This is a genomic window from Virgibacillus ndiopensis, assembly GCF_900187325.1.
Classification (GTDB): Bacteria; Bacillota; Bacilli; order Bacillales; family Amphibacillaceae; genus Virgibacillus_E; species Virgibacillus_E ndiopensis.
In genome coordinates this window covers 126,898-140,026 of the sequence record NZ_FZMZ01000003.1, presented here as the reverse complement: position 1 = coordinate 140,026, position 13,129 = coordinate 126,898, and the positions used below count along the sequence as shown (strand labels likewise).

Genomic DNA, 13,129 nt, shown 5'->3' with positions numbered 1-13,129 from the left:
GTCAGTCCCCTTGTCCCACGCTTTTGTTAACTCTCATAGGTACGCAGAGACTGCCCCCCGTGTCCTGCTTAACTTTCTTGAATTAATTTTTTGATTTCTTCTGTGTTTCCTTGATGGAATAAGTCCACAATTTTACTACCAACAACGACCCCGTCACAATAAGCACCTAATTCCTGGGCCTGCTTTGGATTGGATACACCAAAACCGGCCAGTACGGGAGCATGGGCATGTTGTTTTAGTTTTTGCAAATAGGATTTCACCTCAGTCTGGTGTGATGTCCTTGCACCAGTTATCCCGGTGACAGACACGGCGTATAAAAATCCTTCTGTACGTTCGGCGATTTCGACAATACGTTCCTCTGGACTGGTTAAAGCTGCTAGTCGAATAAGTGCGATTTCCTTGTCTTGTATATAATCAGCAATCATTGCTTCTTCTTCCAGTGGTAAGTCTGGCACAATAACTCCATCCACACCAGCTTTGACACAATCTGAAGCAAACCTTTCGATACCATAGATAAAAATAGGATTTATATAGGTCATTAAAATGATAGGTATTGTTCGTTCTGCTTTGAATTGCTCAAGTCTTTCTATGACAGAATGAAGTGTTGTTCCGTTAGCCAACGCCCGAACACCGGCATCCTGAATGGTTGGACCATCTGCAACGGGATCAGAAAAAGGAATTCCCAGTTCGACAGCAGTTGCACCACATTCCTGCAGAAATCTTAGACGTTCCTCTAAACTATCCAATCCACCATCACCAGCCATAATGTATGGCACAAATATTTTTTCGTTTGCAGAAAGTTTGTCATTAAAAGCTTTTTCCAAGTAGTGTTTACCCATTTTTATTTCCCTCCAATGCTGCTTTGACTTGTTCAACATCCTTATCACCACGTCCAGATAAACAAATGACAAAAGATTGGTTTCCATTCATTTCCTTAGCTAGTTTTAAAGCATATGCAACAGCATGAGCGCTCTCTAATGCAGGAATAATTCCTTCCGTTTTTGATAAAAATTGAAATGCATCCAGTGCCTCTTTATCTGTAATTGATGTATACGTTACCCGTGAAGTATCATGTAAATAACTGTGTTCGGGACCAACACCAGGATAATCAAGTCCTGCGGAAATGGAGAACGCTTCTTGAATTTGTCCGTCTTCATCCTGTAATAGATGTGTCATCGTTCCATGTAATACTCCAACTTTTCCATCGGTTAGTGTTGCTGCATGTTTCGTTGTATCTATTCCCGCTCCGCCTGCTTCAACGCCATATAACGCAACGTCCTCGTCTTGAACAAATGGATAAAACATTCCCATCGCATTACTGCCGCCACCTACGCATGCTACGACAGCATCTGGTAACGTTTCATTTTGCTCATAAAATTGTTTCTTTGTCTCTTCGCCAATGACAGTTTGGAAATCACGAACAATTTTCGGAAATGGGTGTGGGCCTACAACAGAGCCTATAATATAATGTGTGTCTGTTACATGACTTGCCCAGTAGCGTAAGGCTTCGTTTACAGCATCCTTTAATGTACCGCTTCCTTGTGATACACTTCGGACCTCTGCACCAAGTAATTCCATCCGAAACACATTAAGCTTTTGTCTCCTAATATCCTCTTCTCCCATAAAAACAACACAATCTAAACCAAGTAATGCACAAACCGTTGCAGTTGCAACACCATGCTGACCAGCACCTGTTTCTGCGACAACTTTCCGCTTGCCCATTCGTAATGTTAATAAAGCTTGCCCGACAGTATTATTAATTTTATGTGCTCCTGTATGATTTAGGTCCTCGCGTTTTAAGTAGATCTTTGGTCCACCAAGTTGTTTTGTTAGATTTTCTGCATAGTATAACGGTGTTTCGCGACCCACATATTGTTTGAGGTAATAGTTTAGTTGATTAATAAATTCAGGATCCTTTATTGCTTTTTCATATGCTTCCTCTAGTTCAATCAAAGCAGGCATTAGTAATTCCGGAACAAATTTGCCACCAAATTTTCCGTAACGACCTTTTGTATTAGGCATTGTATATGGTTTCAACGTAATCATCCTTTCCCTTTTGCAGTGTTAATAAATTCTTTTATTTTGGCTATATCCTTTTGTCCATCTGATTCAACTCCACTGGAAACATCAACTCCAGACGGCCTTGCTTTAGCTATCGCTTCTTGTACATTGTCAGCGTTAAGTCCACCTGCCAAAATAACTTTGCTTAAATTCAGATTTGTTTCGGTTAATAATTTCCAATCGAATGTTGTGCCGTTTCCACCTCGATTCGCGCCGATTGGACTATCAAGTAAATAATAATCACAAGGAAACTTACTAATTTCTTTAATGGTGTCAGACTCCATTGGAAATGCTTTGATAATTGGATAGGCAAGTTTTTCAGCAAATTCAGGAGACTCATCACCGTGTAATTGAATGTAATCAAGCCCAACCTGCATGGCAATCTGTTGTATATTTTCTAATGATTCATTTACAAAAACGCCAACTTTCTTGATGGAAGAGGGAAGCGATTTTGAAATTGTTGCTGCTGCAACAGGAGTTATTTTTCGTTTACTAGGGGCAAAGACAAATCCGATAAAATCAGCCCCGGATTGAACAGCTGTTTCTGCAGCCTCTTTTGTCGTGATGCCACATATCTTAACGAGCATTTGGTATCTGTCCTTTCGCAATTTGTACACGCAAGTCTTGAAAAGTCACAGATAAATTATCCGAACGCATCAATGTTTCTCCAACTAATATGCCACTCACATTTGCTTTTGCTAGTCGCTCGACATCATTGTGTGTTTTTATGCCGCTTTCCCCAATCAGCAGGGGATGGTGGGACAGGGGGTCAGTCCCCTTGTCCCGGTATTTCACCATAGGAGACAGTGTTTCTGTTACGCTCAAGCTGACTTCAAATGTTTTTAAATTCCGGTTATTGATACCGATGATGTCAGCATCAAGCGCCAGAGCTATTTCCATTTCTGCTTCGTTATGCACTTCGCAAAGTACGTCTAGATTCATGCTTTTTGCATAGGTATACATTTCTTTTAATTGATCCTCGGATAAAGCTGCAACGATCAGGAGAATGATGTTCGCGCCTGCAGCTTTTGCTTGATCTATCTGTACCGGATCAATGAAAAAATCTTTACATAATAATGGTAGATCGATAGCCATCCGAACCGCATGCAGGTCATCCATCGATCCTTTAAAAAATGTCGAGTCAGTCAAAATAGAAATAGCGCCCGCCCCTAATGCTTCATAGTTTTTTGCTTGCTCAATAGGGTCAACATTTAAATCGATTGCGCCCTTAGATGGTGATGCCCGTTTGATTTCGGCTATGACATTCATGTTTCCAGATGAAAGAAATGTTTGTTTAATCGACGGAATGGTTGCCCCGGTTAGTGAATATTCCTTTATACCGTTTGCTTTCAACTGTGCTATCTCTATTTCTTTCTGCTGTAAAATTTTCTCTAAAATAGACACTCACATCACCTCGCTTGGAATCTTTTTACTATAGCTAATTAACATTTGCAGTTTTTCCATTGCTGCTCCAGATACAACACTTTCCCTTGCCATCTCAACGCCACCCTTAACGGTCGTAGCAGTACCATTTGCAAATAATCCTAGACCAGCATTTAATAATGCAGTATCAAGGTGAGGACCAGGGTTCCCTTTTAAAACACTAAGCAGAATTTCCGCATTTTCTTTGGCATCACCACCACGGATTTGATCGTTTGAATAAACAGGTAGGTCTACATCAGTTGGATGAATCGTGATTGACTTGACTTTGCCTTGATCTAATAAAGAAATATGGTTATCACCTGCAAGAGAGGCTTCATCCATATAGCCTGCCCCATTAATGACAATTGCGCGTTTCCTGCCAAGCTTTCCTAATGTTTCTGCCATCATCGGAAGTACATCACGCCTGTTTACCCCAAGTAACTGGGTGTTTAATTCAACAGGATTTGTCAGTGGTCCAATCAAATTGAAGATCGTTGGAATCCGTAAATCCTTTCTAACCTTCATGAATCGTTTTATTTTTGGGTGAACATGTGGTGCATACAAAAATGCGATTTTGTTTTCCTGTAAAATTTCCTCCACTTGTTCTTTGGATAAAGATAATGATATTCCCAAGTGCTCGAGTACATCGGCACTTCCTGTCTTACTGGAAATACTTCGATTGCCATGCTTTGCAACCGTAACACCAGCCCCAGCAATGATAAATGCAGCAGTTGTACTTATGTTAAAGCTGTTGGACCCATCGCCACCGGTTCCACAGTTATCCATGACATTTGGAATTTGGTTCGTTATTTGTAGAGACTCCCGGCGAATTACTTCTACTATGCCAGCGATTTCATCGGCGGTCTCACCCTTGGCTCTTAGTCCAATTAAAAGTGCTGCGATTTCGCTGTCTGAAACAGTATCTGTAAAGCATTGCGTTGTAGCATCCATCATTTCCTCTAATGCTAGATGTTGCTTATTGATTAGTTTTTCAAGATAGTTTTTCATGTCTAGACCCCTCCCTAATTTCTTGTAAAAAGTTTCGAATTATTTTCTTTCCAGTTAACGTGCCTATTGATTCGGGATGAAATTGCACGCCGAATACTGAAAACTTGCGATGTTTTATTGCCATAATCTCGTTATCATCTAATGATCTGGCAGCAATCTCCAATTGATCAGGCATCGTTTTTGCATCGATGATTTGTGAATGATAACGCATGACCTCGAGCGGCTGGGATAAATAACTAAACAATCCCAAGCTATTATGGGTAATCAAGGAGGTTTTCCCATGCTTGATTACATGTGCCTGTTTTATTTTGGCACCTAATGCAGCTGCGATGATCTGATGACCAAGACATACGCCTAAAATGGGTATTTGTTTATGAAATGCTTTTACGATATCTAGGCAAATCCCTGCTTGGTCAGGTAATCCTGGACCAGGTGAAATAACAATTGCGTCTGGTTTTAATGCTTCAATCTGTGACAAAGTGATTTGATCATTCCTGAAAACCTCAACATGGATATATTCCTCTGAAAAATATTGAAAAAGATTGTAAGTAAAGGAATCATAGTTATCAATGAGTAAAATCATATAAGGTCACCTCCGTTAAACTTTTAGCCTTGTGTAGTGTTTCTTCATATTCTTTTTCTGGTATTGAATCATGGACAATTCCTGCACCTGCCTGCAAATATGCTGTTGCGTCTTTAATGACCAGTGAGCGAATCGTAAGTGCCATGTTTAAATCGTGATTGAAATTGATATAGCCAATCCCGCCACCGTATGCACCGCGTTTCTTTTCTTCTAAATTGTTGATAATCTGCATGGCACGAATTTTGGGTGCTCCTGAAACGGTTCCTGCTGGTAAGCATGAGCGAAGTGCATCAATACTTGTGAAGCCTGCTTTCAATTTCCCGTGTACTTCGGAAACAATATGCATCACATGCTGGTATTTTTCTATTTTCATATAGGTCGGAATTGTAATACTGCCAATCTCACAGACACGACCAAGATCATTTCTGCTTAAGTCGACTAACATACGGTGTTCCGCAATTTCCTTTTCATCTGCAAGAAGTTCTTTTACAAGTGCTTCTTCTTCTATCTCTGTCTTTCCACGTGCTCTTGTGCCCGCGATTGGATTTGTCATAACTGTGTCTCCGGATGTTTGTATTAGGCTTTCTGGTGATGCCCCAAGTATCAAGTAGTCGTCAAAGTCAATGTAAAACATATAGGGAGAAGAATTTGCTTTTCTAAGCTTTCGATAAAAAGAAAACGAGTCGCCAACCATTTTTGCTTGCATTCGTTGTGACAAAACCACTTGAAAAATGTCTCCTTGCTGAATATGCTTCTTGGCGGTTTTTACTTTTTCCTTGAATGCATATTCTGTTACTTGTGGTTGAAACTGAACATGCTCCATTTCTTTCATTGGTGCATGCTGATTTGTTTTTAATTGGTTTTCTAAAATATGCAGCCGTTTGTTTAGTGCTTCTTCTGATTGGTTGTTAAGGTTGATAGCAATTAAATAAATCATTTCGTTCGTGTGGTCATATACGATAACATCCTTGTAAATCATAAAATGAATGTCTGGCATGTTGAGTTCGTCTGACAAACTCTCCCCGATGTACTCGTATTGTCTAATCGCATCATAGCCGATATAGCCAATCGCTCCGCCGTAAAAAGGGAAGGGGAGGTCGGCATCTATTTGCGGCAAATTCTTTTGTAAATACTGCAGAGGGTCTTCTGTTAATTTTTCAATGTTGCCAGTATCCTGATGGATGATGGTTGTGGTATTCTCTTTTCCGATGATCTCCTGATATGGATCTCTGCCAATAAACGAAAACTTACCTTTTTGCTCATGCTGAAATGAACTTTCCAACAGAAATTTTTTCTTGCCTGTTATACGGGTAAAGATGGAAATAGGTGTTAATGTATCGGCGTTTTGTTTGATGATTTTGTAGGGTTTCATTGGTAAAACTCCTTCCTTAATAGTTCTAAGGGATTTTTTAACATTTAGTTGATTCTGCGAGCCGTTTACATACGTGTAGGCTTCCGTGGAAAGCCAACGCGCGGTCCATGAAAAAATAAAAAAGTCCTCTATAAACACAAATAAATGTGATTATAGAGGACGATTGATCGCGGTGCCACCTCTTTTGAAAGGAAACTTTATTCCTTTCATCTTGATTCAGATACGGGATTATTTTATAGAAAATAAACTTATATCCTATCCGTGTAACGGCGGAGCTCCGTGTTTCCCTACTTTTATTCAGGAACCCTCTCGTAAGGCCATTCAGCATTCGTCCACGTACCGGAATCCCACCAACACCGGCTCTCTTTAACGCTTCTTGTATGCTTACTCTTCTTACTCAACGATTTATATATTTAGTTTGTTCATTAAAGGAATACAAAAAAGTCCCTCAATCCAAAAAGGACGAGGGACCGTGGTACCACCTTTATTAGCTGCAAAACAGCTCACTTTGGCACTATCAAGCAAATTTGCTGAATAGTTGTCTCTTGTAACGATGAGACGTTCGCCAAAGCCTACTGCATTATATGGTTCAGTTTGGAAGTTCAGAAGTCCATTCATCTATTTATCAACACTGGTTTGCACCAACCACCAGCTCTCTATAGCATCCAAATAGATTACTACTCTTCGTCATCACTTTACGTTCAATTAAGTTATTGGAATTAATGATAAGGAAGTTAAGTTTAAATGTCAAGAGAAAATTTATTTAAATACTGAAAACTTTTCCGTAACTGGTATTCTATCCTTTTTAGCAGGGCTTTCGTCAAAATATCCAAGATGCAAAAAGCCAACGATTTTTTCATTTTCCCCAACGTTTAAAATTTCTTTTACGTTCGGATCGTATATATGTGGATTCGTTTTCCATACAACACCGAGTTTTTCTTCCCATGCAAGCAACTGGAAGTTTTGGATCATACATGCTGTTGCGCCGAAATTCTCATCCCATTGCTTTTGTAATTCAGGCTCCTGCATGATAACAACAAGAAATGCATTTGGTTCGTTAAGATATTCCTCACGATTTTGTTGTCTCTCTTCAGGATATGTTGCAGCAATTTGTTTTGCGAACGTTTCTTTTTTATCAGAGCCTACAAAAATAAACCGCCATGGCTGCCGAACCCCATGTGTTGGTGCCCAAATTGCATCTTCCAATATTTCTAAAACTGTTTCTTGTTGTACGGGTTTATTGTTATAGCCCTTTTTTACGGAGCGTCGTTCACGTATAATTTTCTTGAGATCGGTTTGTTGTCTCGTTTGTTCCATCATGAAATCCTCCCATTTATTCTTTATGTTTATTTCTATTCAATTTAATTGATAATTATTATCAGTTAAATTGTAGCGAATAAATGATTAGAAAGCAACAATAGGATTTTTTGAATGTTTGTGTGATATTAAACACTTACTTTTATAAGGGAATCCGATATAATTGCTGGTAAAACTTGTTGAACTTTTATGAGGGAGGATTTTAAGTGGATAAATTTATGGAACGAGCAATAGAATTAGCAGCAGAAAATGTTCGTGATGGTGGGCAACCGTTTGGTGCGGTTTTAATGAAAAATGGTTACATTGTCGCAGAAGGTGTGAATGAACTACATAAACGGTTTGATGTAAGTGCGCATGCTGAGATGTTGGCCGTGAGACGGGCACAAAAGAAAATGCATACGCATGTTCTTCCGGGTTATACGATGTATGCAAGCGGGGAACCTTGTCCAATGTGTTTAACTGCGATGCAATTTGCTGGTATTGATAAAGTATATTATTGTACATCAGTTGAAGATGCTGTTGAGGCAGGATTAGGGAAATCAAAGGAAATCTATGGCGATTTAAAAAAACCGAAAGAAGAACGCTCAATAAAGATGGTGAACTTGCCTTTACATGAAGGAAAAGAAAACCCGATGAAGCTTTGGAGTGGGCGTTCATAATGCACTGTTGACAACAGAATCTTACACCAGTAAGATGAAAGAAAGAATACATGAAGGAGGACCTATCCTACAATGAAGTAAGCCCACGTTTTTTCCAAATATGTTTGAATAAGTTCAAACAAGCGTTTCTGTCTGACTGAAACGAGTGGGATACGTGTGTGTACTTTTGTAGGATAAGCCGACTTATACGTCTATATATTTTCCTAAAATAGGTATATCCATATTCCATTTCATTCACAGGACAGAATCCTGTGTTTTTTTATTGGCAAAAAGTAATGATGGGGGATTGGATATGTTTATATTTAAAGCTAAAGGACTTTGTAAGGAATGGAACGGTGTAACATTATTTGAAAATATTGATCTTGAACTAAAAAAAGGGGAACATGCAGCACTATTTGGTCGGAATGGTTCTGGAAAGACCACAATGTTAAATGGTTTAATAGGACGGATTAGTTTTGATAGAGGAAATGTCCAACAGTTTGTTTCATCTGAAGAGTGGGGTGTCCTTGAACAGGACCCATGTGTCGATCATTCTACTTCGACTATCGATTATGTCCAATCAGCATCCGAGCTTCGTTTTACATTGAAGCAGGAGCTTGAGCAAATTCAATCACAAATGAACAGTTCGGATCAAAATTTACTTGATAAGTATAATGAAGTTTACAATAAATTTTTGTCAGTAGATGGTTATAACCTTGAAGCAGAGGCAGAAAAATGTCTGCACGAAGTAAACTTGGATGAATCCGTGTGGAAAACGCCATTTAATCAGTTGAGTGGTGGACAGAAAACACGAGCACAGTTAGCGCGTCTTGTTATACAAAATCCAGCTTGTATCATAATGGATGAGCCGACTAATCATTTGGATAAAGAAACGATTGAATGGCTTGAGAGCTGGATGCAGAAATGTACTGGTGCTATCTTGTATGTATCCCATGATCGCTATTTTCTGGATAGAACAGCCCACGCCATTTATGAACTGAATCCTGATGAATGCAAACGATACACTGGTAGCTATTCAGAATACCGTCAGCAAAAGGAGCTTGAACAACGAACGCAAGAAACAGTTTACCGAAAACAAAAACAAAAACGGGAAGAATTGATGCAAACGATTCGCCGCTACCAGCAATGGTTTCAGCAAGCGCATAAAGCAGCAGGGCAAAATGATTTTGCGCGGTCAAAAGCAAAGAAGAACGTTTCGCGATTTAAGGCTAAGGAAAAAGAACTGGAGCGATTGGAAAATAAAAAGGTTCAGAAACCCCAAGCAGATAAGCAATTAAATTTAAACTTAGAAGGAAGTGGATTTTCAGCAAGGCGACTGTTGCAGGTTGAGGGTATTTCTTTTTCCTATCGTGATACAGAATACCTGTTTAATGAATTTTCGACATCGATAAATAGAGGTAATCGTCTGGCGGTTATCGGTCCTAATGGTTCTGGCAAATCAACACTGTTAAAATTATTGATTGGCAAATTGCGCCCTACGAGTGGAGAAATCAGGCTAAATCCACAAACAAAGATTGGGTACTTTGCACAAGAACTAGAGAACCTGGATTTGGATAATACGATTCTTGATAGCATGTTAGCTTTGCCAAATATGACACAATCAGAGGCAAGAACGATCTTAGGATGTTTTTTGTTTTCAAGAGAAGCGGTTTACAAAAAAATTAAGGATTTAAGTATGGGTGAAAAATGCCGTGTAGCATTTCTTAATTTATATTTTAGTAACGCCAATCTGCTTGTATTAGATGAACCGACAAACTTTTTGGATATTGATACAAAGGAAGTCATTGAGGATGTGTTAGTGTCGTTTCCGGGTGCGTTAATTCTTGTATCCCATGATCGCTATCTAGTTAAAAAAGTCGCCAATCGTTTTATTGAACTAGGCATGGAGAATATCGTGGAATATCGAGGTGATTACGATTCGTTTTTAGCGCACAAAGACACAAGGATACTTGATACAGATAAACAAAATAAAATTCGTGATCTTGAACTCAAATTGACACAGTTAATGACATTGGAGATTGCAGAGGATACAGAAGCCCAAACAGAAATTCTTCAAGTAATTAGAGCAACAAAACGAAAACTTAGTGAGTTGAAAAAAATAGACAAAAATTTGTAATAAAATATTCTGAGGAGTGTGTCGAATGTCATAGCTGCCCTCATAGCTACATGGTGTAAGATAGTAGTGTAAGTGATGATTTGGGGGTAAAGGTAATGACATTTTACATGTTTCTCGTATTCATACATATTTTTTCTGCAATTTTAGGAATGGGTCCAGGTTTTGTAATGATCTATATTGTTACGAAAGCTACGACAATGACGGAGCTTAGGCATGCATATGCAATTCGAAATCGACTACATATTTTCGTAATGGTAGGAGGGACGCTGCTGCTAATTACAGGACTATGGATGGGGGCATTGAATCCAATATTGTTCCGAGCTGGTTGGTATGTAACAAGTTTAACGCTCTTTTTAATAGCACTGGGGTTTGGTCCAATAGTACTTTCACCAAGGTCTAAGCCGATCAAGAAGCTTTTGAAAAATTATGCGGGTGACGATATTCCTAAAGAATATTATATATTCGCGAAAAAACTATTTTTTTATGAACGTATTGAGAATGTGATTTTCTTGGTTGTGATTGCATTGATGATTACAAAGCCGTTTTAATCAAAGCTGTATGAATTCCAACGTAAGATAATACGATCCAATTTTGATAAAATACGATCCAAAACCGAATAATACGATCCGAATTGGTGCAAATACGATCCAAAGTCAAACTAATACAGGCACAGTAGCTTTATGCTACTGCGCCTGTATTACATTTTTAAGTATTCACGCTAGTATTCTTTTTCAATACGCCAACCAGTAAAGCTGTAACAATTGTACCAACGATGATTGCCACTAAATAGAGGAGTGCCTTCGCAAATCCACCTTCGACAAGCCCGATAACAAAAACTCCTCCATGTGGGGCACGTAACCCAATATCAAATAGCATTGATAATCCACCGGTAACTGCAGCACCCACCATTGCAGAAGGAATTACACGTGCTGGATCGGCTGCGGCGAAAGGTATCACGCCTTCTGTAATAAAACATGCACCAAGGGCGTACGATGTTTTTCCAGCTTCTCGTTCTTGCTTAGTAAAACGATTCTTAAATAATGATGTTGCAAGGGCCATACCAAGTGGAGGTACCATGCCAGCAGCCATAACTGTTGCGATAAATGTATAGTTGTGTGCATCTAACATTGCAATGCCAAATGTGTATGCTGCTTTATTAACGGGTCCTCCCATATCAAACGCCATCATAGCACCTAAAATAATCCCTAGAAGTACTTGGTTTGTTCCACCCATTCCTTCTAAAAATGCTGACAGGCCAGTATAAACCTTGGTCAACGGTGGATTAATTACCATCATAATGATTCCAGTAATCGCGATGCTAAATAATGGGTAAAACAAAACTGGTTTTAGGCCTTCAAGTGATTCAGGTAACGCGGCAAAGGCTTTTTTCACAAGCAATGTAACATAACCTGCAAGAAAACCTGCGATAAGACCGCCAAGAAAACCGGAACCACCAGCAGCCCCTTCCGCACCCGTAACGGTTGTGGCAATTAATCCGCCTACCATACCTGGAGCAAACCCGGGTCGGTCAGCTATACTGGATGCGATAAACCCAGCTAGTACTGGAACCATTAGGAAGAACGCTTTTCCTCCTCCAATGGTATTCAACATTGCCGCGAATTCATTATCAGATTCAATTCCCCAAAAGAATGAGATGGCTATTAAAATACCGCCACCAACAACAAATGGTAACATGTTTGATACACCGTTCATGAGATGCTTATAAAAACCGCTTCGTTCCTCTTTGTCATGTGAGGCATTTTTTGAGCCTTCGTCCTTATAAATAGGTACATCCTGGTTTACTGCACGATTTAATAAATCTGTTGCTTCGTGAATTGCTTTACCAACACCTGTTTGGATAACAGGCTTACCACTAAAGCGAGCCATTTCTACCTTTGTATCGGCAGCAACAATAATTGCGTCTGCTTCCTCAATTTCTTGATTTGTGAGGCGATTTTTAACCCCACCCGATCCATTTGTCTCAACCTTTATCGATATCCCCATTTCTTTAGCTGTTTCAGAAAGTTTTTCTGCCGCCATATACGTATGAGCAATCCCAGTAGGACAAGCAGTTACAGCTAGGATTTTTTGTGAACCTTCTGTTGGTTCTTCCGGTGTATCCAGTTCAGCCTCTTTTTCGTTTACCGCTTGTAAAATTTGTTCAATTGAGGTAGCTTGATAGATTTTATCCCTGAATTGTTGGTCCATCAAAAATGTGGACAACCGTGACAGTGCTTCTAAATGCGCATTATTTGCTCCTTCACTTGCTGCAATCATGAAGAATAGATGTGCAGGTTGCCCGTCAAGCGAATCGTAATCGATACCGTTTGCTGAACGACCAAAAGCGATAGCTGGCGTTTTCACTGCTTCTGACTTTGCATGTGGGATGGCGATTCCTTCACCAATTCCTGTTGTGCTCTGTTTCTCACGTGCTAAAATACCTTTCATAAATTCTTCTTTATCATTTAATCTTCCTGCTTGATTTAGCTTGCTAACTAATTCGGTTATTACATTTCCCTTTGAATCGGCATGTAAATCTAGAATGATTGTATCTTCTTTAAGTAGTTCCGTAATTTTCATTGAAATCACAT

12 protein-coding genes and 2 other annotated features are annotated in these 13,129 nt (G+C 39.4%); of the genes, 3 read left to right on the top strand and 9 right to left on the bottom strand.

All coding sequences use genetic code 11. From position 1 onward, the window contains the following. Nucleotides 1-68 precede the first annotated feature (68 nt). The 8 genes from trpA to CS937_RS00780 all read right to left on the bottom strand — a co-directional run bounded on the left by trpA (nt 69) and on the right by CS937_RS00780 (nt 7,763). Nucleotides 69-839, bottom strand: coding sequence for a tryptophan synthase subunit alpha (gene trpA / locus CS937_RS00820; protein ID WP_099156597.1), 771 nt, complete (start codon nt 837-839; stop codon nt 69-71). Beyond that, nucleotides 832-2,046 (bottom strand): tryptophan synthase subunit beta, encoded by a 1,215-nt coding sequence (gene trpB / locus CS937_RS00815; RefSeq protein WP_425445440.1) that lies wholly within the window; start codon nt 2,044-2,046, stop codon nt 832-834. Before trpB ends, trpA begins: the two co-directional genes overlap by 8 nt. Next, entirely contained in the window at nt 2,043-2,648 is a 606-nt protein-coding gene (locus tag CS937_RS00810) for a phosphoribosylanthranilate isomerase (RefSeq protein WP_099156596.1), read from the bottom strand. Before CS937_RS00810 ends, trpB begins: the two co-directional genes overlap by 4 nt. Beyond that, the gene (gene trpC, locus CS937_RS00805) at nt 2,638-3,465 is read right to left on the bottom strand and encodes an indole-3-glycerol phosphate synthase TrpC (RefSeq protein ID WP_099156595.1); all 828 of its coding nucleotides are present in this window, start codon (nt 3,463-3,465) and stop codon (nt 2,638-2,640) included. Before trpC ends, CS937_RS00810 begins: the two co-directional genes overlap by 11 nt. After that, on the bottom strand, nt 3,466-4,491 hold the full coding sequence (gene trpD / locus CS937_RS00800) for an anthranilate phosphoribosyltransferase (protein ID WP_099156594.1): 1,026 nt from the start codon (nt 4,489-4,491) through the stop codon (nt 3,466-3,468). It abuts the gene before it with no gap. Next, on the bottom strand, nt 4,475-5,074 hold the full coding sequence (locus CS937_RS00795; RefSeq protein ID WP_099156593.1) for an anthranilate synthase component II: 600 nt from the start codon (nt 5,072-5,074) through the stop codon (nt 4,475-4,477). The genes trpD and CS937_RS00795 overlap by 17 nt, the downstream gene beginning before the upstream one ends. Then, nucleotides 5,058-6,446: an anthranilate synthase component I gene (trpE, locus tag CS937_RS00790; RefSeq protein ID WP_099156592.1), complete on the bottom strand. Its 1,389-nt coding sequence runs from the start codon at nt 6,444-6,446 to the stop codon at nt 5,058-5,060. Before trpE ends, CS937_RS00795 begins: the two co-directional genes overlap by 17 nt. Nucleotides 6,447-6,598: 152 nt before the next feature. Continuing rightward, nucleotides 6,599-6,856 (bottom strand) — a binding site (T-box leader). A gap of 45 nt (nt 6,857-6,901) precedes the next feature. Beyond that, nucleotides 6,902-7,146: a binding site (T-box leader), on the bottom strand. Between the two features lie 59 nt (nt 7,147-7,205). Then, complete coding sequence (locus CS937_RS00780; protein ID WP_099156590.1) at nt 7,206-7,763, bottom strand: nitroreductase family protein; 558 nt, start codon at nt 7,761-7,763, stop codon at nt 7,206-7,208. A gap of 206 nt (nt 7,764-7,969) precedes the next feature. Between CS937_RS00780 and CS937_RS00775 the strand changes: the two genes are divergently transcribed. From CS937_RS00775 to CS937_RS00765, 3 genes are all read left to right on the top strand, one after another. Further along, nucleotides 7,970-8,422: a nucleoside deaminase gene (locus CS937_RS00775; RefSeq protein WP_099156589.1), complete on the top strand. Its 453-nt coding sequence runs from the start codon at nt 7,970-7,972 to the stop codon at nt 8,420-8,422. Nucleotides 8,423-8,714: 292 nt separating this feature from the next. Next, entirely contained in the window at nt 8,715-10,538 is a 1,824-nt protein-coding gene (gene abc-f / locus CS937_RS00770) for a ribosomal protection-like ABC-F family protein (protein WP_099156588.1), read from the top strand. A 95-nt stretch (nt 10,539-10,633) separates the two neighbouring features. After that, nucleotides 10,634-11,086: a DUF2269 family protein gene (locus CS937_RS00765; protein WP_099156587.1), complete on the top strand. Its 453-nt coding sequence runs from the start codon at nt 10,634-10,636 to the stop codon at nt 11,084-11,086. Between the two features lie 157 nt (nt 11,087-11,243). On the opposite strand, the gene CS937_RS00760 is transcribed toward CS937_RS00765, so the two are convergent. Further along, the gene (locus CS937_RS00760; RefSeq protein WP_099156586.1) at nt 11,244-13,118 is read right to left on the bottom strand and encodes a PTS fructose transporter subunit IIABC; all 1,875 of its coding nucleotides are present in this window, start codon (nt 13,116-13,118) and stop codon (nt 11,244-11,246) included. Between the last annotated feature and the right edge of the window lie 11 nt (nt 13,119-13,129).

Excerpts from the sequence above, each read along its gene's own strand:
- trpA (WP_099156597.1), bottom strand. The coding sequence starts at position 839 with ATGGGTAAACACTACTTGGAAAAAGCTTTTAATGACAAACTTTCTGCA.
- trpB (WP_425445440.1), bottom strand. The coding sequence starts at position 2,046 with ATGATTACGTTGAAACCATATACAATGCCTAATACAAAAGGTCGTTAC.
- CS937_RS00810 (WP_099156596.1), bottom strand. The coding sequence starts at position 2,648 with ATGCTCGTTAAGATATGTGGCATCACGACAAAAGAGGCTGCAGAAACA.
- trpD (WP_099156594.1), bottom strand. The coding sequence starts at position 4,491 with ATGAAAAACTATCTTGAAAAACTAATCAATAAGCAACATCTAGCATTA.
- CS937_RS00795 (WP_099156593.1), bottom strand. The coding sequence starts at position 5,074 with ATGATTTTACTCATTGATAACTATGATTCCTTTACTTACAATCTTTTT.
- trpE (WP_099156592.1), bottom strand. The coding sequence starts at position 6,446 with ATGAAACCCTACAAAATCATCAAACAAAACGCCGATACATTAACACCT.
- CS937_RS00780 (WP_099156590.1), bottom strand. The coding sequence starts at position 7,763 with ATGGAACAAACGAGACAACAAACCGATCTCAAGAAAATTATACGTGAA.
- abc-f (WP_099156588.1), top strand. The coding sequence starts at position 8,715 with ATGTTTATATTTAAAGCTAAAGGACTTTGTAAGGAATGGAACGGTGTA.
- CS937_RS00765 (WP_099156587.1), top strand. The coding sequence starts at position 10,634 with ATGACATTTTACATGTTTCTCGTATTCATACATATTTTTTCTGCAATT.
- CS937_RS00760 (WP_099156586.1), bottom strand. The coding sequence starts at position 13,118 with ATGAAAATTACGGAACTACTTAAAGAAGATACAATCATTCTAGATTTA.